This is a genomic window from Cupriavidus basilensis (genome assembly GCF_000832305.1).
Classification (GTDB): Bacteria; Pseudomonadota; Gammaproteobacteria; order Burkholderiales; family Burkholderiaceae; genus Cupriavidus; species Cupriavidus basilensis_F.
The window spans coordinates 2,150,664-2,171,448 of the sequence record NZ_CP010536.1 but is presented as its reverse complement, the minus strand read 5'-3'; the positions used below and the strand labels follow the sequence as shown (position 1 = coordinate 2,171,448).

Sequence of the window (20,785 nt, the reverse complement as noted above, 5' to 3'; positions counted from 1 at the left end):
GCAAGACCAAGTTCGATTACCTGCTGGCGATCATAATAATATTGCACCCGAACCTCACTACGCTGGAGAGACCGTGATACGAAGTGGACTTGGTGGCTTGCTCCTTGCGCTGTGCTGCGTAGGCCCCGCACGCGCGGGCGGTCCTGATTGCTCACGCCCATTCACCCTTGCGTTGCACGATCACGGCCTGCTCTATTCGCTTGACACCGATACCGGTATCGACAAGGATTTTGCCAATGAACTGATTCGCCGCAGCGGCTGCCAGATTAAAGTCAGTCTCATGTCGCGCGCCCGTATCTGGAAACTAATTGAATCCGGTGCGCTCGATTTCAGCCTGTCCGGCATTGCAAGCGTCGAACGCAATCAATACGCGTCGTTCGCTTGGTACTTCAGCAACAAATACTATCTGCTGGTACGCAAGGATGCCGGCATACGTATGCTGTCCGACTTCGAGCACAACGACCAGCTTCAACTCGGTGTCATCCGCAGTTTCCGCTACAGCGACTCTGCCAACCAGTTGGTGGACAAGCTAGCACCCGTCAACCGCGTCAGCCAGGCCGGCGGCCTTGAGCCCCTGTATGAGGCGCTTGTCCTCAGGCGTATCCAGGGCATGATCATTGAACCCTTCGATTACCCCGCGCTCGATGCAAAGAAGATTCGCGACGTCACCACAATTGTCGAGTTCAGCGACCCGGCCGTCCCGCACGGTCTCATCATGTCGAAGAAGGCGCTGTCATCCTCCGAGCAGGATAAGTGGCGTGCGTTGGTGCAAAGCATGCGCACAGATGGAACCGTACGCCGCATATTCGAAAGATATTTCAACCCGGATCTGATCGATTCCATGGTCGATTTCAAGACGCCATCGTGACCTGGATGCGCCTCGTCTTACTTCCAATTCTGATCCTGTTCGCCGGATTCGGTGTGACGTGGACAGTTTGGGATCACGAACGGCAAGCCTCCCGGCATGAAGTGCTATCCCAATTCGATTTCGCAATGAGTGACGCTGTCAGCCGCATCGAACAGCGGATGGCGACGTACGAGCAACTACTGCGGGGCGTGCAGGGCATGTTCGTCGCGAGCGGCTCGATGGACCGCAATAGCTTCCGCGACTACCTCGGCGCTGTCAATCTCGATGCAGACTTTGCCGGAATCCAGGCCGTCGGCGTCGTCAGGTGGGTACCAGCGACTGACAAGGAGGCACACGTCGCTGCGATGCGCCGGCTAGGTGTTGCCGGCTACGCTATCAAGCCCGACGGGTTGCGCGAAAACTACGCACCGGTCGTCCAGCGCGAACCGTATGCCGACGGGAATTCTGCAGTGCTTGGCGTCGACTCCTGGGCCAGCCCGGTACGGCAGCTGGCGATGCAAAAGGCACGCGACTCGGGGATGGCGACTGTATCCGGGAAGGTTCAACCGATCAGAGGCAATGGGGAGGATTACCCACCCAGCTTCGTCATGTACCTCCCGGTATATGCCCGAAACCAGCCACCGGATACCGTCGCAAAGCGTCGCGCGCACCTGGTTGGCTGGGTCTACGCTGAATTCCGTATGCGAGACGTGATCGCCAGTCTCTACGGCGAGCAACCGCCGGGACTCTCCCTCGCTATCTACGACGGTGTCGAACCATCTGCTGCGGCACTACTATATCGTTCGTCCGACCGAGGGCGGCAACCGAATTCAGCGATGTCGGCCAGTGAATATCTGGTTGTGGGGAGACACAGTTGGATGCTCTCCGTGACCGCAGGTAAGGACTTCACGGCTCGCTTCGGTCGCAATTCCGAAACACTGATCGTTTGGGCCGGTACTGGTCTCAGCCTGCTGCTCTCGCTGCTGGCCTGGGTATTGCTGACCGGTCACAGCCGTGCTATGCGCCTGGCTTCCACGATGACCGGAGAGTTGCGGGAGAGTGAGAGAAAATTTCGTGCCTTCGCCGATTGCGCAGTCAACCTGGAGGTCTGGTTGGGATTAAATGGCAAACCGCGCTGGATCAGCCCATCCGTCAAGGAATACACCGGCTTTACCGTGGACGAGTGCATGGCGATGCCCGACTTCGTTGGCACGCTAGTCCATCCAGAAGATCTGCTACGTGTCGCACCTGTCCTTCTGAAAGGGCTGCAGAGCTTTCGTGGCAATGATCTTGAATTTCGTTGTTTCCGCAAGGATCGCTCGCTGCTCTGGCTTTCCGTCTCCTGGGTTCCCGTACACAGCGCCAGCACCGTTTTTACTGGGGTCCGAATCAGCGGGCGAGATATCACCGAGCGCAAACTCCTCGACGCCGAGCTTCGTATCGCCGCGGTCGCTTTCGACTCGCTGGAAGGGATGATGGTCACGGATGCAAGCGGCACGATCCTGCGCGTCAATTCGGCTTTCACCGAGTGTACCGGCTACACGGCCGACGATGTAGTGGGGCAGACGCCGCGAATACTTCAGTCAGGCCGTCACGACGCGGCATTCTTCCGTGAGATGTGGGACACGATCCACCGCGCGGGTGGATGGCAAGGCGAGATCTGGGATCGTCGAAAGAATGGCGAGATTTATCCGAAATGGCTCACGATCGCTGCAGTGACAGGAAGTGATGGGGGGGTGACGCACTATGTCGGCACGCACCATGACATTACCGAACGCAAGCTCGCCGAAGATCGAATTAAGGAACTGGCCTTCTTTGATTCCCTTACGTGTTTGCCTAATCGCGCCCTGTTGTCGGATCGCCTGAAGCAGGCCATCGCGGTCAGTGCCCAATGCGGATCCTCTGGCGCCTTATTGTTCATCGACATCGACAACTTCAAGACACTAAATGATACGCTTGGCCATGACAAAGGTGATTTACTGCTGCAACAGGTAGCGCAACGTCTCGCTGTCAGCGTACGTGAGGGTGACACGGTCGCGCGGGTAGGCGGTGACGAATTCGTCGTTGTGCTAGGAAATTTGGGCGAAAGCGGACAGGAAGCCGCCAGTAAGACCGAAGCCATTGGTGAGCAGATTCTCTCCGTTCTCCGCAATACGTTTTCTCTTGATGGTATCGAATATCGCAGTACTTCGAGTATTGGCGCGACCGTGTTCAAGGGACATCAGGCCTCCATTGAGGTACTCCTGAAGCAAGCCGATCTCGCTATGTACAAATCGAAGGAAATAGGGCGCAACACGATGTGCTTCTTCGATCCAACCATGCAAGCCGTCATCCTGGAGCGAGTTGCTCTTGAGGCCGGTCTGCGCAAAGCAATCGAAGAAGATCAGTTCCTGCTTCATTACCAGGCACAAGTGACCTCCAACGATCGCCTAACAGGCGCCGAAGCGCTGGTGCGTTGGCAGCACCCGGAGCGCGGTGTCGTATCTCCTGCCGAGTTTGTCCCACTGGCCGAGGAAACTGGTTTGATCCTCGCACTCGGAAAAAAGGTGCTGGAAACCGCCTGTATTCAACTGGTGAGATGGTCGAGCCAACCAGAAATGGCCCATCTCACGATCGCAGTAAATGTCAGTGTCCACCAGTTCCGTGCGCCTAACTTTGTGGCCGAGGTATTGAAGGTAATCGAACAAACGGGAGCGAACCCGACTAGGCTAAAACTGGAATTGACAGAAAGCGTGTTGGTGGAAAATGTGCAAGATATTGCAGAAAAGATGCGCGCGCTTAAAAACAAAGGCGTAGTTTTTTCCTTGGACGATTTCGGTACCGGATATTCATCACTTTTGTACTTGAAACGCCTCCCGTTAGACCAATTGAAGATCGACCGATCATTTGTGCGTGACATCCTTATTGACCAGAATGACGCCATAATTGCCAAAACTATCGTTGCGCTTGGACAAAACCTTGGCCTGGAGGTGATCGCGGAGGGTGTCGAGACCGAAGCGCAGCTAGAGTTCCTTGCTGGAGCAGGATGTTCTGCCTATCAAGGTTACTACTTCTGCCATCCGCTGCCGATCGAGGGCTTTGAAGCGTTTGTGAGCGGGTTCGATTTCCGTCGACGCGAATCAGAATTCGCGCAACAAGCGCAGGACTGAGCGGCATGGATTGATGGGGCCATGTCGGCCAGCTGTTGCTGGGTAAGACCCAGGGCAATCCGCTCGCACTGGATCGCCCTGCCTATGGTTGCGGGGTTGATGGAAGGCTCCAACGTGTAGACGACAAACGTCGGGGCCCCCGCACGCTATCTTTGTCTCCCGCCTGAAGTTGCCGCTGACTGGTTCTGGAAGCGAAATGTCATGCCGCGCCTGAAGCTGACAATCGTGGGGCGAGCACGCCATGTGGGATGCGGAGCAACGCGTCGGCGTGAAATTCTTGTTGCATACGGAACGCGTGCTCCCCTCGCTCCATCGCTTCGATCAGTCGGATTTCAAGCGGCCAAGCGCCCCCGTTTCTGCGAGCCACGGTTTAGAGGATGTCGGCCACTCCTGTAGCGGCATAAACCAGTCCAAGATTTTAGCCGCCCCCCGGGTCAGAATTCGGTGCAAATCAACAGCAATGACGCTCTGCACCTATGGAAACAGTGTGATCCGTCTCCTGGGGGATGATTCAGGTCGATCTGGCAGGGGGCAGGGGGCAGGGTCCGAGTCTCGTCGATCCTCAGTTTCTACAAGGACGATTTTCTGATGCGGAGCCCGACGTTGATTTCCTACATCAATCGTTATGTGCCAGTGCGGCTACCTCCATGCATGGAAATCGAGTTCATTCCCAACGAATGGACGGTCAATACGCAAGGCCGCAGTTGCCAGCGGACTGATTGATGTTCGCTGCACCCGTCACGGCAGCTGCCGCCCGTTGCTGGGCCGTCCCCATCGCTTGAGACGATCGGCGAATTTTCCCTGCGATGGCGTAACAACGTGGGCAAGCGGAATGACTGCAATCAACCGCAGGTGCGGAATCCGACGAAGATGTCGTTACGGGGCGGCAGATAGAAGTTTCGGTAGTGAGGATGCCGCATCCTGGCGTGGGTGGCGAAGGACCCACCGCGTACGGAGCGGTGCGTGTGAAACCAGGGCGCTGAATATTCCCGGTAGGGGTCTGCCAAGAAACCTGAATAGGGTTCGAAAGGATCCGCCGTCCATTCCCATACCGCCCCTCCCCAGCGAATCAAGCCGTGGCTCGCGGCATACTCCCACTCGGCTTCGGTCGGCAGGCGCCGCCCGCGCCACCGGGAATAGGCCTCCGCTTCGTAGGCATTGACATGGCAGACCGGGAGGTCAATGGGAAGCGGCTCCCACTGTCCGAACCAGCGTTGCTCCCAGTGTCCTTGACCATCGTGCGCCGATTTGCGCCAGCGGTTCGGTTTTGTGAGCCTGGTATGCTTCAGCCACGCCCTCCCTTCATCCGACCACCAGCGCTGGTCGCGGTAGCCACCGGCCGCGACGAATTCAGCGAACGCGCCGTTGCTCACGCACTGGCGGTCGATACACAGGGGAAGGATCCGGATTGGGTGGGCCCATTTCTCGTTGTCGAACACGAATCCATCGTCATCGGATGCGCCCATCAGGAAAGCCTCGCCTCCCATCGCCACTTCGCCGCCGTGGGGTTCGAGGGGCGGCATCGCAAGGGGTGCATGCAGGGGATAGTCAAGGGTCTGGCGCATGTAGGTCAGCGCCTCGGCGTGCATATCCTCGTGGAACAAGGCGAGGCGAAAGAAATAGAGCGCCTCGTCCGTGTCGTTGGCTGCGGCGAGCCTGGCGCGCACGCCCTCGAGCACGGCGGCCACATAGTCGCGTATCTGCGCAAGCGGGGGCAAATCGAGATGCCAGCGGTCCTGATGGGCAACATGCATGGAATCGAACCAGCGGTCCGCGTCCGCCAGTAAAGAGGGCCGGCTGGCAACGAACGCGCCTTGGCGGCTGGCCCGCGGATCCCGCAGTATCCAGTGCTCCGTAAACCAGGCGATATGGGCATACTCCCACAAGGGCGGATTGATCCCCGGTTCATAGCGGACCTGCCATCGGGACGGCGACAGATCCCGGAGAATGGCCCAGGTGCGCCGATGGGCATCGACGAACGCGCCATCCAGCCCGGATTTGTTTATCCTTCTTGCAGCAACGCCTTCAGCCTCCATCGTCATGCGTCCTCCCAAGACCACAGTGGCAATTATCAGCCCGGCTCTGCGCAAAGCCAACAACGGCAACTGGCAGACCGCTTATCGCTGGTCCCGCTTCCTGCGCGCCGCATGCGAGGTCTCGCTGGAAACCGAATGGTCGCCCGCAGACCACCCCGGCAAGCCGCCCGCGTGCATGATCGCGCTCCACGCCCGGCGCTCGGCCGATACCGTCGGCAGGTTCGCCAAGGCCTGCCCGGGTAGTCCCCTGGTGGTGGTGCTGACCGGCACCGATCTCTACCGCGACATCCGGACCGATGAGTGCGCCCAGCGCTCGCTCGATCTCGCCACCCACCTGGTGGTATTGCAGGAAGAGGGGCCCGCCGAACTGGCCTCGCACCATCGCACCAAGTGCCGCGTAATCTACCAATCGGCGCCGGCGCTGACACCGGGGACGCCTAACCAGCGCACCTTCGACGTCGTCCTGGTGGGCCACATGCGGGCGGAAAAGGACCCGCTTACGCCCATGCGGGCGCTGGAATGGCTTCCGGACGATTCGCCCGTGCGACTGATCCACATCGGCGATGCTCTGGAGAACGAGTATCTGCGAGCGGCACAGGCTTTGCAAGCGCGGGCCTGGCCTACCGTAGGGCGCTACCTCTGGCAGGCGGGCTTGCCGCACCATGACACGCGACAGCGCATCAGGCGGGCCCAGGCGATGGTCATCTCGAGCGTCATCGAAGGCGGCGCCAATGTGATTATCGAGGCAGTGACCGCCGGCGTGCCCGTGCTGGCCAGTCGCATCCCGGGCAACATCGGCATGTTGGGCCGAGACTACAATGGTTACTTTGCGCCGGGCGATTGCCGGGAACTGGCCCGCTTGCTCGACCGGGCGAGCCGTGACCCTGCCTTCCTGTCCCTGCTGCAACGGCAATGCGCCCGCCGGGCGCCGCTGTTTGCGCCGGCGCGAGAACAGGCAGAAGTCATTAGACTAGTGACCGACGCTTTGAGCAGACCCGATACCCTACAATGACTACCCCAATGGCGGCGGGGCCGGCCCGGGTCGCCGTCGCCTAGGCGCCCATTCGCAATCCCACTTCCCCAATCGATCTCTGCTATGCACCCCATTCTTGCCCGTACCCAGAAGCGCTTGTTGGCGCTAGCGCTGATGGCCGTTGCCGGTCTCGCGAGCGCCCAGGCGGTTCTCAAAGTCTCGGCGATTCCCGACGAGGCGCCGACCGAACTGCAGCGCAAGTTCGCCCCCCTTGGCAAATACCTGGAAAAGGAAACCGGCATGAAGGTGGAGTTCGTCCCGGTCACGGACTATGCGGCAGTGGTCGAATCACTGGCGACGGGCAAGATCGACATGGCCTGGCTGGGCGGCTTCACCTACGTGCAGAGCAAGATCCGCACGAAGGGCGCGACGATCCCGATCGTCCAGCGGCAGGAGGACGCTGCGTTTACCAGCAAGTTCATCACCGCGAACAAGGCGATTCAGTCCCTGGCAGACTTGAAGGGCCGCACCTTCGCCTTTGGGGCGCCGTCCTCGACCTCGGGCCACCTGATGCCGCGCCACTTCCTGCTGCAGGCCGGCATCGATCCGGACAAGGACTTCAAGACCGTTGCCTATTCGGGCGCCCACGATGCGACGGTGGCCTTCGTGCAGGCGGGCAGGGCAGACGCCGGCGTGCTCAATGCCTCGGTATGGAACAAGCTGGTGGAACAGAAGAAGGTCGATCCCGGCAAGGTGAGGGTGTTCGCCGTGACGCCCCCTTACTACGACTACAACTGGACGGTACGGGGCGGCCTCGATCCCGCGTTGCGAAAGAAGCTGACTGAGGCCTTCCTCAAGCTCGACGCGAGCAACCCCGAACAGCGAGAGATCATGGCGCTCCAGCGGACCACCAAATTCATCCCAACCCAGCCGGAAAACTACGCCGGCATTGAAGCTGCGGCCTTTGCCGCCGGCCTGATCAAGTGAGCTTCCGGCTCGATGCGGTCGGCGTCAGCTACCAGAACGGCCAGCGAGCCCTCAGCCAAGTGAAGCTGGCGGCAAGCCGCGGCGAGCGCATCGCTGTCATCGGTCCGTCTGGGGCCGGCAAAACATCCCTGCTGCGCCTGCTGGGAACGTCCCTGCGTCCGACGGACGGTCGCGTCGAGGTGCTGGAACAAAGCCCCTGGGCGCTCTCTGCCGGGCACCTGCGGCGCTTGCGCTGCCGTATCGGCACGGTGCACCAGGCGCCGCCGATTCCGCCGCGGCAGCGCGTCGTCACGGCCATCCTGGCCGGGCGCCTCGGCGTCTGGCCAGGGTGGAAATCGATGCTTTCCCTCGTCTATCCGTCAGACCTGGCGGGCGCGAACGAGCAGCTTGCCCGCCTTGACCTCGCCGACCGGCTATTCGATCGCTGCGACCAACTGTCGGGAGGCCAGTTGCAGCGGGTGGGGGTCGCGCGCGTGCTGTATCAGCGCCCTGAGTTAATCCTGGCGGACGAACCTGTCTCGGCGATGGACCCGGCCCTGGCCAATCTCACGATTGGTGAACTGACCAGGGAAGCTTCGACGCGGGCGGTGACCCTGGTCGCCAGCCTTCACGCGGTGGATCTCGCGCTACGCTGGTTTCCCCGCATCGTAGGACTCAAGGCAAGCGAGGTCGCCTTCGACCTGCCACCTGGGCGCGTCACGGATGCGTTGCTCCGGGATCTTTATGCTTCCGAGAGCGGGGTTCTGCCGGTACAGGGCAGCCAACCTCTGGTCGTGGCCGCAAACGCTTCTGGCGGCAATGGACGCAAATCGCCGTGCCGCTGAACACCCACCCCCGCGATCCGGAGGCTATGAAGCGGGCGACCGGCCTGGTCGTCGCATTGATCCTGTTGTGGCCCTTGCTAAGCCTTTCCCAGTTCAGACCGTCGGCGCTGTTCGATGCCGGCAACCTGGATGTGATGGGCAACTTTTTGCGCGGCTTTCTCCCCCCGGATGTTTCGGCCGAGTTTCTCGGCTACGTGGTCAAGGCCACGTTGGAGACGCTGGCGATCGCCACTGCGGGCATTACCCTCGCTTTCGTGGTCGCCGCGCCTCTCGCCCTGGCGATGACGCGCAGCCTGTCGATCTCCCGCATTGGGCCCGGACCCGGGCGCAAGCGGCGCAAGGTGCTGCGCATTGGTGTGCGGGCCTGGGTGCTGGTCTTGCGTGGGGTACCGGAGTTGGTCTGGGCACTGGTCTTCGTGCGCGCTCTGGGCCTGGGACCGGCAGCGGGCGTGCTGGCGCTGGCGATCACTTATGGTGGCATGCTGGCGAAGGTCTATGCGGAAATTCTTGAATCCACCGACAAGCACGCGGTGGATGCGCTGCTCTGCAGCGGTAGCGGGCGGTTGCCGGCTCTCTTATACGGACTGCTCCCGAACGCGTCGCAGGAGTTGGTCTCGTACACGGTCTATCGCTGGGAGTGCGCAATTCGGGCCTCGGTGGTGATGGGCTTCGTCGGCGCTGGCGGGCTCGGGCAATTGATGGACCAGGCGATGAAGCTGCTCAATGGCGGCGAGACGGCGACAATTCTGCTGGTCTTCTTGCTGCTGGTGCTGCTGGCCGACGCGGTTAGCGCGCGTCTGCGCAGACTGTTGGCGTAAATGATGAGCGAGAAAGCCAAAGCCAGCGAGCTCTGCATGAGTTGCCTGCTCACACTACTTGCCCTGGCAACCATTGTGGCGGGCAGTTTCGCCTATCTCTCGCTCAGCCTCGACCGGCTGTTTTCCATGGCCGCTGCCGGCGAGATGCTACGCTTCGTCCTGTCTTTCTTTCCCCCTGACCTGTCGGCAGAGTTCCTCGCCAGGACAGCCAGGGGCATGCTCGAAACGCTTGCAGTTTCCGCGGTTGGCACCTTGTGTGCCACAGTCCTCGCGCTAGCCCTGGCGCTGCCCGCATCCGGTCGTCACGGCGACGCCATGCGTGCGCTGTCACGCTTCATGCTGAACCTGCTGCGCTCCGTGCCGGAACTCGTCTGGGCAGCGCTCACGGTGCTCGCCGTGGGCCTGGGACCGTTCGCCGGGACCCTCGCCCTAGCACTGCATACCGGCGGTGTGCTGGGTCGCCTGTTCGCCGAAGCGCTGGAGAACGCTCCGAGCGCGCCGGGCAATGCACTCTTGGCGTCGGGTGCCTCTCCCGCGCTGGCCTTCCTCTACGGCACGCTGCCTTGCGTCCAGCCGCAGTTCCTCGCCTACATCCTGTACCGTTGGGAAATGAATATCCGCATGGCGGCCATACTAGGCTTCGTCGGAGCCGGCGGGCTTGGACAGATGCTTTACTTCGAGCTTTCGCTTTTTCACCTGGCCCAGGCCTGTACCGTGACCATCGCCATGCTTGCGCTGGCGGTTCTGGTCGACGCGGCGAGCGCAACGGTGCGCCGCAGATGGGACAATGCCCACGCATGAAGGGAGAGTGATCGGGCTGCAAACCGCCGTTCGACGGCACCTCGTCCAGCCCCGACCTGGCTGAGACCTGCAGCGTCCCGGTGCTGGCGTTGATCGACGCGTCGGCAATGGCACAGACCTTCGCGGCCATCGCGCACGGATTGGTGCGCTTCGGCCCCGGCTTACCGTTTTACGGCGCGCTGGCCAAACAGGTCGCCAGTGCCCGCCATGGTGAATTGCAGACTTCGGCAAGCTCGTCACGCTGCCCGATGGCGTGGTCGATATTGGACTCTGTCACGATAAGGGGGCTGGAGCAGCAACGGGGTAAGAAGAAAGCTGCGGTTATACGACCAGGGAGTAGAACTGCTCGGCAGTGGACGGATTGCTCCCCTTGGGGGTGGGCATCTGTCCTTTGCGGATCATGTGCATGATCTCGATGCCGCCCAGGATGATGCGTGCACAGCGAAAGTTATGGAACCCCAGCATCGGCCTGACGCGGCGTTTGATCGCCCCAGGTCGATAACGAGTAACGGTGGAGGGTGACGCTTGCGTCTTCGAGCGAAGCGGCTAGCGCTCCGCGGACTTCCGGCCCGAGGACGAGGTCGAGACACGTCCAGCCGGAAATGGTTGTGCCGTTATGCGAAGCACACCAGCGTCCCTCGCCGAGTAGCAAATCGTCTTTTGTCGTATAGGCGTTCGGCTCGCCGGAGAGACCCATGCCGAGAGCCTTCAGCAGAGCTTCCTTTCGGGTCCAGATACTGAGCAGGGTTGCAGCCGAATCGGGTCGCGCCGGGTCAAGCGCCTCCTCCTCGATCGGAGAGAATATCCCGCGTCCAATGCCCGCAACGTCTACGCCGTCAATCCGTCGCTCCACGTCCACGCCGACGCGGCAATCCCATGCGAAAGCGAGCAGCGTCATCCCGTCAGTGTGGGAAACACTGAACGCGAGGCTTGCAGCGTGCGGCCACTGCAAGGCGGGCTTGCCGAATGGCGTAATACTAAAGCGCAGGGATTCGGGTTTGCAGCTCAGATAGCCGCCGATCAGCCAGCGGAGAACGCTCCGCCGGGCAATGAAGTAGTTGCGATTCCTTGCGTGTCTGTAGGCTCGGGCACGCTGTCTCTCATCCGGCGAAAGCGTGTAGGCGAGCGTCGAACATGCTGGTTCGACAAGAGCGTCATTCAGTACCCACACATGCACGGCTCTTTCCGGTAACGAGAGGCGGCTCGGATCAGGCAGTATGGGAGACGCGGTACGCCCCGCGCTTCGGGCAGTGACAATATCGTGCTGCATGCCGTTCGATCCTCGCTCACGCCTTGCGGCGCCTCATGAAACACGCCAGCCGCGTCACGCGTTTGCCAACCCCTCGTCCAGTAGCGCCGCGACGACCTGCAAGTTCGGTTCGACGAGCATATCGTTATGGCCACTGGGCACTTCGGAAATCATCAAGCCGCCGCGCGCGACACGCCGCCACAGCGATATCGGATCGCCCCGATCCTGCTGGCGAATCGCCGCGCGCACATAGACAATCGGGCCCGCGTGATACGGCCGCGGCCGGTAGGTCGTCATTGCTAGTCCCATTGTTTCGCGCACGCGCCGAAGCGCAGGCGGCAACGATTCAGTGAAGGGGTCCGGCCGGCGCCTCATGCGCCCGCGGCTCATCCGCACGCGATCTGCCGCCCTCCCGAGCATGTACGTCAGGTAACCGAAAAGCTGCGACGCAGGCACCGCGCGCAGCTTGCGCCACCGCTCGCCCAAATAGCTGCAGCGGTGTTGCATCCAAGCACTCCATGGCAGGAAATGCTCGTGCACATAGGTATCGAGCAGGCACAGGAATTCGATGTGCTCGCCAGCGCAGCTCAGCTGCTGCGCAATCGCGAACGCGACCAGCCCGCCGAACGAGTAGCCCGCCAGCGCGTACGGTCCGTCCGGCTGCACGGTGCGCATCTGTTCGATGTAGCTGGCTGCCATGTCTTCGACGCGCCGCTGTGTCAGCTGCTCGCCATCAAGGCCTCTGGCTTGCAGTCCATAGACCGGGCGTGGACTACGCAGCGCGCAGACCAGCCCCCAGCATTCCATCACCGAGCCGCTCAAGCCATGCACGAGGAATAGCGGCGTCCCGGTGCCGGCGCGTACGGGCACAAGGATCGGCGACGGCGGCGGCGGTGCGCCCTCGTCGATCGCGGCGGCGAGGCGCGCGATCGTCGGCGCGATCAGCAGCGTCGCGAGTGGAATCGTGCGCCCGGTCGACTGATGCACGTCGGCGAGCAACCGCGCTCCGAGCAGCGAATGACCACCCAGGTCGAAGAAGTTGTCGTCGCGACCGATCGGCGCGAAGTGGAACAGTTTCTCCCACAGCACCTGCAAATGACGTTCTAGTTGTTCGCGGGAGTCGCAGGCGGGTGGCAATTCGCGCGCCGCCAGGTTTAGTGCCGGATGGTTCTGGATCGAGTCGAGGCATCCGGGATTGCGTAACGCCGCGGCATTGCCGACCGGCAAGCCGTTGATCGCATTGCGCGCGGCCGCTTCGGACAGCTTGCCGTTATGCGTGACCGGCAACTCATCGACGGCGATGATCAGGTCTGGCACGTGCGCCGGCGACGCACGACGTGCGAGGTCGCGGCGCACTCGGGTGGCCAGCGCGCCAGTCAGCGCGACGCCATCCTGCAAGACCAGCAGCAGCACGATGCGCTGGTCGTACCTCTCCGCGTGCGTGCGGTCAGGCGGCGCGGCGCATGACCGCTGCTCAACCACCAGCGCCTCGCGAATGTCCCGGATATCGCTCAGCACACGATAGATCTCGCCCGGACCAACGTTGATGCCGCGAACATTCAGTATGCCATCGGAACGGCCATGCAGCCGCGCAGTGCCTTCCGGCGAAAATTCGATGCGATCGCCGTGCGTCCAGACACCTGGGTTTCTGGTGAAATAGGCAGCGTGAAACCCCTTGCCGTCCATGTCGCCAAAAAAACCGAGCGGACGTGATGGAAACGGATTCGCGCAGACCAGCTCGCCGATTCGGCTGGTGTGGGCACCCTGTTCCCACGCCTGAACATCGAGCGCAAGGCTCTTGCATTGGGCTTCCCCTGCATAGATCGGCAGATTCGGATTCCCCAACACAAAGCAGCCGAGAATGTCCGTGCCGCCCGAGATCGACTGCAGGGGCAGCGGCTTCACGTGATCACGCACCCATTCGAACTGCGCGTCGAACAGCACAGCACCGGTCGACATCATCGCGCGTAGTGCGCCGAGATCGAATTGCTGCCCTGGCACCAGGCCCGCGTCCTCGCACATCTTCAAGTAAGCGGGACTTGTGCCGAACACGGTGACGCGCTCGTCGGCGACGAGGCGCCACAACGCATCGACCGTCGAGATCGGGCCGTCATACGTAACGATCTCGGCCCCGGACGCGAGCGCCGACAATTGCCAGTTCCACATCATCCACGCGCAGGTGGTGTGAAAGTACAATCGATCGCCGGGCCGCAGGTCGCAGTGCAGTCGATGCTCCTTCAGATGCTCGAGCAGGCTGCCGCCAGCGCCGTGCACGATGCACTTCGGCTTGCCGGTAGTGCCCGACGAGAACATGATGAAAAGCGGATGGTTAAACGGGAAGCGCCGCCACACGAAGCTCCCGGCATCGCCACTGTCGATCAGTTCGCCAAGCGAATAGATCCGCTGCTTGACGGTGCCGGGCAAGGTTCCGTCGTCGAGCCGGACGACGCCCTGCAGCGACGGCAACGCAGCAGCCAGATCGGCGACGTTATCCGCCAGCGACATGCCCGTGTCGAACTCCCGCTCCGCAACGTGTGCGAACAGCAGCCGCGGCGCTAGCGGCGCGAAGCGATCGAGGATCGTCTCGACGCTCATCTCGGCCGCCGCGGTCGACAGCGTTGCACCGAGCGCGGTGACGGCCAGCGCGGCAACGACCGCATCTGCGTCGTTGCGCATCACACCAACCACGCGGTCCCCATCGCGCAGCCCCAACTCCGAAAGAGCATGCGCGAGACGAGCTACTCGATTGCGCAGTTCGCCACGGGTCAGGCGTACACGTCGGCCATCTGCGTGACATGCGGTCAGCGCAGGTGTGTCGGGCGCCGCTACCGCCTGGCCAAGCAGGTTGTCCGCGTAGTTCAGTTGGACCTGCGGGAAGAAGCGTGCATGCTCGCACTCGTCGCCGACGCAGACCGGCTCGGTGCTGCCGGACCATGCGAGCCCGTGCGACCACTGCACGAAGCATTGCCAGAACGTCCGGTACTCCCGTACCGAGAAATCGTGTAGCGTATCGTAGTCACCGAAGACTTGGCCGGTGTATGCCTGCAGGGCCGTGGTAAATGCGGTCATTTGCGACGCCGCGGCGCGCTCGGATGTGCTGCCATAAATGGGTAGGCGTCTCATGGTCACGCTGGGCAGAACGACTCGTCGAACAGGTAAAAGCGATCCATCCAATGCTCCACGGAGCCCGGTGCACACCGTTCGGAGCAACGGCGTGTTCTGATGATCCAGACTAATGACTCGCTATCATTTGCTCTGTGCGAAATCGCACGAACTATTACCAAACCACAGGCAACGACCAGCGAGCTTGCATAGACATGACTGGGGCGGCCACCGCAGCATCGCAGGCGCCACTTGGCAACTCAGGCAGAAGTTATATCCGGACGTTTGGACTGCCGCGGGTACCCGACGGGTTCGCTCAATCGGCGTGCTTGCGGCCCAGAAGATGTCGTACCTCTCTTAGCTCATGCTCCGAGCCGTCCGCCGCCTCCGAGCGTTACACCTTTCGCCGCCCTGCGTTGGCGGCAAGCTTCTGCGCAGCCCTGGCGGGGGAGGGAATCCAGGATGCTCGCTCGGGCCTGTTCCTCGCTGCGCCGCGTCGGGTAGGGAAGTCCACGTTCCTGCGCGAGGATCTGATGCCGGCCGCCGGGCAGCGCGGCTGGGTGTCCAGGCTAGATTCAAATGTCCTCTCTCTGGCCAGACCAGAATGTCCGGTCTAATGCAGGCTGGTTTTGATTCGTTGACGTTTTTTTCCTGGCAGTTTCCGTAAGGCAGTCGAGCTGGCCTGAGGCGGTAAGGTATCTACAGGGTGGGGCGGTTGCGCCAGTTCATCGATGGCGCGACGCAAGTCTTGCGCATTCAGCTGCCGTTGTGGTTTCGTGCCCGGCGTCACCTGTTCAGGCCGTTGCCGCGGTTTTTGACCGGTCAGCGTGCGCGACGGTGTCGCCAGGATGCGACGATTGTCGCGCTGGGCCTGCACGCGCTGGGCGATCTCCAGCACATGCCCCAGCCGCTTGTTCTCCACTACTGCGCCCTGATTGATCTCGGACAGCCGGTCATAGAGGACGTAGGGCAGGGAAGTCCCGTCGGCGCACAACTCGATACGGCCGTCCGGGTATTCGGCCACTTCGATGTAGCGATGGATCAGGGGGCGCCGCTCGGGTTGGTCCGCGATGAGATACAGCTTGCGGTCGTACTGCAGCGTCAGTCGGTTGGAGACTTTGCGCCATTCGCGCCAGGTAAAGATGCGCTCAAGGTCCTCGTCGGGCCGCACGGGCCGGTGCGCGTTGAAGTCGCTTCTGGGCGTCTTGGCGAAGCGCACATTGAAGTCCGCCAGGAAGACCGGGGCAAAGGCATTGGCCTCGGCCAGCGTCGAGATGCCGCGTTGGCGCAGTTCTTTGACCAGGCGGTCCTGCAGCGTGCCGTTCATTCGCTCCACACGGCCCTTGGCCTGGCTGCTGTTGGCGCACAGGCTCTCGATATTCAGCTCGTACAGCGCGCGCCCGAACTGCGTATGGTCCCGCCCCGTGGTGACACCTTTGGCATTGACCCGGAAGATGCTGGCCTTGTCGCTGTAGAACGCCACCGGCTTGCCATGGCGCTCGATGTAAGCACGCGTCGCGGCAAAATAGGCAAAAGTCGATTCGGTCGGCACGAACAGCAACTGCATCAGGCGGCTGGTGGCATCGTCGACATAGACCAACAGCGTGCACATGGGCGCACGCTCCTCGAACCACGCGTGCTCGCTGCCATCGATCTGCACCAGTTCACCCAGGCAGGCGCGGCGCTTGCGCGGCTGGTGCAGCTTGGGCGGGCGCAGCTTCCTGGGGACCCAGAAGCCGGCGTCAATCATGATCCGGCGCACCGTCTCCTTGGCCAGCACGATGCCATGGCGCTCGCGCAGCTTCTCGCAGGCCAGCGTGGGACCGTAATCGGCGTAATGCTCCTGGATTAGCGCGCGTGCCTGCGCTTCGAGCATCCTTGGCAGTTGGCGATGCCCTGGCTGCCCGCGCTGGCGCGACAGCAAGCCCATAGGGCCATCGGCGCGCCAGCGCTGGACTAGCCGCCGGACTTGCCGCGTCGTCAATTCCAGGCGCTCTGCGGCGCGCCATTGCGCCAGCAGACCCTCGGCTGTTGCCTGAATGACCTTGAAGCGGTCAACTTCACGCAGACTCATGGTGATCAACCCTCGATCCTTCACGGCGCGCTCCCGTCCAACTCAGGCGCTACCAGTATAGGTCTATCCAGAGGACATTCTGATGTGGCTGGAAGCGGACATTCTGATTTGGCCTTCACACACGTAGGTTTCGCATAATGAGGATTATGTTAAATAAAGGATGGAGAGGATGAACCGACGGATTGTCGGCAATTGTTCTGCTGGGCAGGGTTGGCGCATTCGCTCCCCCTGGGAGCATCTTGCGCCGTAAGGCGTAATGGGTTGCGCTTGCGGCGTTGTCGACAATGGCGATCACGATGCCATCGTCTTTTCTGCTCTACCGGGCATTCACCGCGTTGATCGCGCCCTTGGGTATCCGCCTGCCTATTCGTAAAATTACAAATGTTGTATTAACATTAAAATCAGAATTTTTTCACAAAAATAGGACTAGTCCGATTCCATCATCTCGATCATTCTGCTAGGTTCGCCATTGAGGGTCATCTACGAAAAACACTTGGGAGTGTGGAGTGCGTTAGATGCACTGGCTCATGAGGTGCGAAGCTTCCCCTTTGCCTTGTGGGCTGGATTGCCCGTCAATTTATTTACGTTTTTATAAAAATACAAAGGAGAATGTGATAATAAATGTACTCTGGATTGATGTAATTTGTTTATTTCAAATGAAATTTGAAAAGTCTCTCGACATGAAAATAAAAAATAATCTACCTATTAATTTTGATTTTTTCATTCTGACTTTTGACGGCGACAATCGTGAGGTGAATTTGGCGGATGGATTGCGCGTTGCACTGACTATGCCAGCATCAGGCTTCCACTTTGCAGAGGCGAAGCCGTGACAGCATTTGAGCCTGGGATTTTGCAGTTTCTCCATGCGGCCTGCGCAAGTCTTTCTGCATCAGCGGGCCGCGTGTCCTACGCGCCCGGGATTGCAATTCCGCTGGTCGTGCAAGAGTTTGGAGACGTCGGGATAGACTTTCCTCCCGTAGCATCTCCATTCCGATGGAACGGCCCCGCCCTGCCGCAGTTGCTTTCCGCGGACATTGTTGAGAGCGCCTTCTTTGGTCCGGATGGCTCGGCGTCGCGGCTTCTCATCCAGCGCGCCCCTCCTCCCGACCTCGGCTCAATCCTCGCTGCTCACGCGAGACTTCACGCTGCCTATGACAATGCGTATTCAAAGAGCACTGAAACATCGAGCAGTCCTGCTCGATTAGAGGACAGGGAGAAGAATGTACTGGCGTACGCGGCGCTCGGGCTGTCGAGCAAGGAGATCGCCCAAGAGCTTGGGATTTCAGCGCGTACCGTGGACTACTATGTGGATCTCGCGCGCGATAAGCTAGGGGCTCACAATCGAACCGAAGCGATTGTTCGAGGAATCCTCACGCGCCAGATTTGCGCGCTCAAACTGCCAGGTGAGCGGAAGGTGTAACGCATCATCGTCGTAGCGGAAAGTGCAAGTTGTGGCAGAACGCGGCGCGTGAACACAAGGTCGGCGGGAGAAAGGCAGCTTGCAAAGATGGAGGTGGGCCGGTGGGGACACGGCAAGCGCTTGATCAGGCTTTCACGGAGCCGTAACGCGCAGCCAGTCCATCCACGGCCTGGCCGAAATCCCGAATCGTTTCTTCAATGATCCGCCGTACCGTTTTTACGGAATCGATACGCCCGCAAACCTGACCGGTCAGCGGAACGGCCGCCTCCATGTCGCCGCCGAAATAGAGTTGCTGCACGCCGGCAAATTCGTTTTTAATGCTCTCTGGTATCTGCTCTTCGATCCGGGACGTGCGTGCCGTGCGCAGGGCGCGCAGCGCTGGGCCATTGCCGCCGCGATTGAGAAAAACGGTGTCCGTTTCGCGGGCATCGACGATGGCGTTCTTCCAGTTGTCGTGAACGGGTGACTCGACCGACGACAACATGCGCGTGCCCATCTGGATCCCCTCGGCGCCCATGGCAAACGCCGCCGCCATGGTGGCACCGTCGCAGAAACCGCCGGCGGCGATGACCGGAACATCGACCTTCGAGCAGACCAGCGGCAGCAACACCATTGAGGCGACGTCACGCTGATTCTTGAAGCCACCGCCCTCGCTGCCTTCCACGATCAGGCCATCCACGCCGGCGGCGACCGCCTTGAGCGCGCCGGCCAGCGTGGGCACCACATGAAAAACCGTCAGGCCGGCGGCCTTCAGTTCGGCGCAATAGCGCGTCGGGTCGCCGGCGGATGTGGTCACGAAGCGGATTCCCTCATCGACGACGAATTGCACGATGGCTGGGTCACGCACATAAGTCAGGGCAATGTTGACGCCGAACGGCCTGTCGGTCAGTTCGCGCATCTTGCGAATCTCACCACGGATGGTGTCCAGTTCGCCGGATGAGGTCTCGATGATGCCCATGCCGCCCGCATTGGAGACTGCCGCAGCAAGCTGGGCCCGGGCGATCCATCCCATGGGGGCCTGGACGATAGGATGCTGGACGCCAAGCATCGTTGTGACGCGATTGTTTATGGTCATGTCAATTTGTCGCCGCTTGGCAATCCAGGATCGTTGATTGTGCATTTTATTTCGCAACGCCGACTCAATGCAACTGATTGCATATTCATGGCGCCCCGCCGGTCGGTCGGTCGTTTCATCAATGCGTTCCGGCGTTGGCGTGGGCAGGAGCCGCATGCTTTCCGGCTGGCTCGCACGAATAATGCGTGCAGGCCCGGCCAGGCAGGCCGGGCCTGCAACCAAGACCGCTTCAGTGTCCAGCTTCGGCCCGCGCGGCCTCAATCGACTCCATCACCACGCGGCGCGCGTCAAACTCCTCCGCGATCTTCTGGTCCTGCGCGAACTGCGCCTCGACGTCGACGTTGGCGAACTCGATCGCGCCCATGTCGGCAAACGCGGCCTGCACGCGCGGGCTCCACAGGCCGATATCCTTGACGGTCGGCACGATCCGGCTGAACAGCCGCTGGCGGAACTGCCGCATGGTCTCGGACTCCCGCACGGCCTTGGCGCACTCTTCGTCCGGCAGGCCGAGCCGGCCCCAGACTTCCTTCTGGTCGAAGCGATCGCGCATCAGGTAGCAGGCCTCGATCACGAAGTCTTCGCGCTCCTTGCGCTCGGCCTCCGTCAGCTGTGGATAATAGCCGCGCAGCGCGGTGCGGCCGAAGGCAACGTGGCGCGCTTCGTCCTGCATCACGTAGGCATTGATCGATGCCGCCAGCGGATTCTTGGAGAAGTCGCGAATGCGCTGGAACGCGGCCAGGGCAAGACCTTCCACCAGCACCTGCATGCCGAGGTAGCAGAAGTCCCAGCGCGAGTCGGTCAGGATGGTTTCAAGCAGCGATTTCAACCCGGACGTGATCGGATAGATGATGCCGACCTTCTCGTGCAGCAGGCGCGAATAGGCTTCCACGTGGCGCGCTTCGTCCATGGTCTGCGTGGCGGCATAGAACTTGGCATCCATCTCCGGCACCATCTGCACGATGCGCGCGGACACCATCAGCGCGCCCTGTTCGCCATGCAGGAACTGCGACAGCGAATGCGCTTGCTGGTGGCGGCGCACTTCGATGCGGTCGTGCTTGCCCATCTTCTCCCATAGCGGCGTGCCGTAGATGGGAATCATCCGGTCATCGAGTTCCTGCGGGTTCTCGGGGTCGAGTTCCTGCGACCAGTCGATCCGGTCGGTAGCGTTCCATTGCTGCTTCTTGCTGGTCTCGTAGAGCTGCAGCAGCTTGGAATTCTCGTTGTCGTATTCCCAGTTGAACTCGGTGGAAACCTGGCTGCCGATCGACCAGCCTGTCTGGACCACCGGCAACGTGTAACGATGAAGGGATGACATGCAATCTCCTTTGGCGCTCATGGGTTTTGACCGTTCTCCCCGCCTGTTTTGCTCACCCTAGCCGGTGGTGGGATCGGTCTTGAATTTGCTTTTGCTTCCGGCTATAAACAGAATC

The 20,785-nt window shown here is 61.2% G+C and carries 15 protein-coding genes and 2 pseudogenes; 10 read left to right on the top strand and 7 right to left on the bottom strand.

Features of this window, described 5'->3' with window-relative positions; translation table 11 throughout:
- Nucleotides 1–73: 73 nt before the first annotated feature.
- Both RR42_RS10130 and RR42_RS10125 read left to right on the top strand, forming a co-directional pair.
- Nucleotides 74–868 carry a substrate-binding periplasmic protein gene (locus RR42_RS10130; protein WP_043346239.1) on the top strand — a complete coding sequence of 265 codons (795 nt, stop codon included), beginning with the start codon at nt 74–76 and terminating at the stop codon, nt 866–868.
- Nucleotides 865–3,996 (top strand): EAL domain-containing protein, encoded by a 3,132-nt coding sequence (locus RR42_RS10125; RefSeq protein ID WP_043346236.1) that lies wholly within the window; start codon nt 865–867, stop codon nt 3,994–3,996. The genes RR42_RS10130 and RR42_RS10125 overlap by 4 nt, the downstream gene beginning before the upstream one ends.
- Before the next feature lie 842 nt (nt 3,997–4,838).
- Here RR42_RS10125 and senA read toward each other — a convergent pair.
- Nucleotides 4,839–6,038, bottom strand: a complete 1,200-nt coding sequence (gene senA / locus RR42_RS10120) for a selenoneine synthase SenA (RefSeq protein ID WP_043346234.1) — start codon at nt 6,036–6,038, stop codon at nt 4,839–4,841.
- On the opposite strand from senA, the gene senB reads away from it, so the two are divergent.
- The 6 genes and pseudogenes from senB to RR42_RS41015 all read left to right on the top strand — a co-directional run.
- Nucleotides 6,037–7,044, top strand: a complete 1,008-nt coding sequence (gene senB, locus RR42_RS10115; RefSeq protein ID WP_043346232.1) for a selenoneine biosynthesis selenosugar synthase SenB — start codon at nt 6,037–6,039, stop codon at nt 7,042–7,044. The two genes, senA and senB, sit on opposite strands and share 2 nt — an antisense overlap.
- A gap of 84 nt (nt 7,045–7,128) precedes the next feature.
- Nucleotides 7,129–7,992 (top strand): putative selenate ABC transporter substrate-binding protein, encoded by an 864-nt coding sequence (locus tag RR42_RS10110; RefSeq protein WP_043346230.1) that lies wholly within the window; start codon nt 7,129–7,131, stop codon nt 7,990–7,992.
- Nucleotides 7,989–8,816, top strand: a complete 828-nt coding sequence (locus tag RR42_RS10105) for a phosphonate ABC transporter ATP-binding protein (protein ID WP_043346229.1) — start codon at nt 7,989–7,991, stop codon at nt 8,814–8,816. The genes RR42_RS10110 and RR42_RS10105 overlap by 4 nt, the downstream gene beginning before the upstream one ends.
- Nucleotides 8,813–9,634, top strand: a complete 822-nt coding sequence (locus RR42_RS41025; protein WP_043351829.1) for a PhnE/PtxC family ABC transporter permease — start codon at nt 8,813–8,815, stop codon at nt 9,632–9,634. Before RR42_RS10105 ends, RR42_RS41025 begins: the two co-directional genes overlap by 4 nt.
- A 3-nt stretch (nt 9,635–9,637) precedes the next feature.
- Nucleotides 9,638–10,435 carry a phosphonate ABC transporter, permease protein PhnE gene (gene phnE, locus RR42_RS41020; RefSeq protein WP_236702040.1) on the top strand — a complete coding sequence of 266 codons (798 nt, stop codon included), beginning with the start codon at nt 9,638–9,640 and terminating at the stop codon, nt 10,433–10,435.
- A 29-nt stretch (nt 10,436–10,464) separates the two neighbouring features.
- Nucleotides 10,465–10,665, top strand: a pseudogene (locus RR42_RS41015) (cobyrinate a,c-diamide synthase); the annotation flags it as partial.
- A 91-nt stretch (nt 10,666–10,756) separates the two neighbouring features.
- Here RR42_RS41015 and RR42_RS40700 read toward each other — a convergent pair.
- From RR42_RS40700 to RR42_RS10080, 4 genes and pseudogenes are all read right to left on the bottom strand, one after another.
- Nucleotides 10,757–10,924, bottom strand: a pseudogene (locus tag RR42_RS40700) (IS6 family transposase); the annotation flags it as partial.
- Entirely contained in the window at nt 10,884–11,705 is an 822-nt protein-coding gene (locus RR42_RS10090; protein WP_052494572.1) for a 4'-phosphopantetheinyl transferase family protein, read from the bottom strand. The gene RR42_RS10090 and the pseudogene RR42_RS40700, both read right to left, overlap by 41 nt.
- A 54-nt stretch (nt 11,706–11,759) precedes the next feature.
- Nucleotides 11,760–14,753: an acetoacetate--CoA ligase gene (locus tag RR42_RS10085; protein ID WP_236702013.1), complete on the bottom strand. Its 2,994-nt coding sequence runs from the start codon at nt 14,751–14,753 to the stop codon at nt 11,760–11,762.
- Between the two features lie 646 nt (nt 14,754–15,399).
- The gene (locus RR42_RS10080; RefSeq protein WP_043351820.1) at nt 15,400–16,860 is read right to left on the bottom strand and encodes an ISNCY family transposase; all 1,461 of its coding nucleotides are present in this window, start codon (nt 16,858–16,860) and stop codon (nt 15,400–15,402) included.
- A 515-nt stretch (nt 16,861–17,375) separates the two neighbouring features.
- Here RR42_RS10080 and RR42_RS39610 point away from each other — a divergent pair.
- The gene (locus RR42_RS39610) at nt 17,376–17,690 is read left to right on the top strand and encodes a hypothetical protein (RefSeq protein ID WP_144409810.1); all 315 of its coding nucleotides are present in this window, start codon (nt 17,376–17,378) and stop codon (nt 17,688–17,690) included.
- Nucleotides 17,687–18,280, top strand: coding sequence for a helix-turn-helix domain-containing protein (locus RR42_RS38450; protein ID WP_158408279.1), 594 nt, complete (start codon nt 17,687–17,689; stop codon nt 18,278–18,280). Before RR42_RS39610 ends, RR42_RS38450 begins: the two co-directional genes overlap by 4 nt.
- Before the next feature lie 124 nt (nt 18,281–18,404).
- Here RR42_RS38450 and RR42_RS10070 read toward each other — a convergent pair whose 3' ends face one another.
- A complete protein-coding gene (locus tag RR42_RS10070) occupies nt 18,405–19,511 on the bottom strand; it encodes a nitronate monooxygenase (protein ID WP_330218513.1) in 1,107 nt (368 codons plus the stop codon).
- A 73-nt stretch (nt 19,512–19,584) separates the two neighbouring features.
- On the bottom strand, nt 19,585–20,670 hold the full coding sequence (locus RR42_RS10065) for a ferritin-like domain-containing protein (protein WP_043346226.1): 1,086 nt from the start codon (nt 20,668–20,670) through the stop codon (nt 19,585–19,587).
- Between the last annotated feature and the right edge of the window lie 115 nt (nt 20,671–20,785).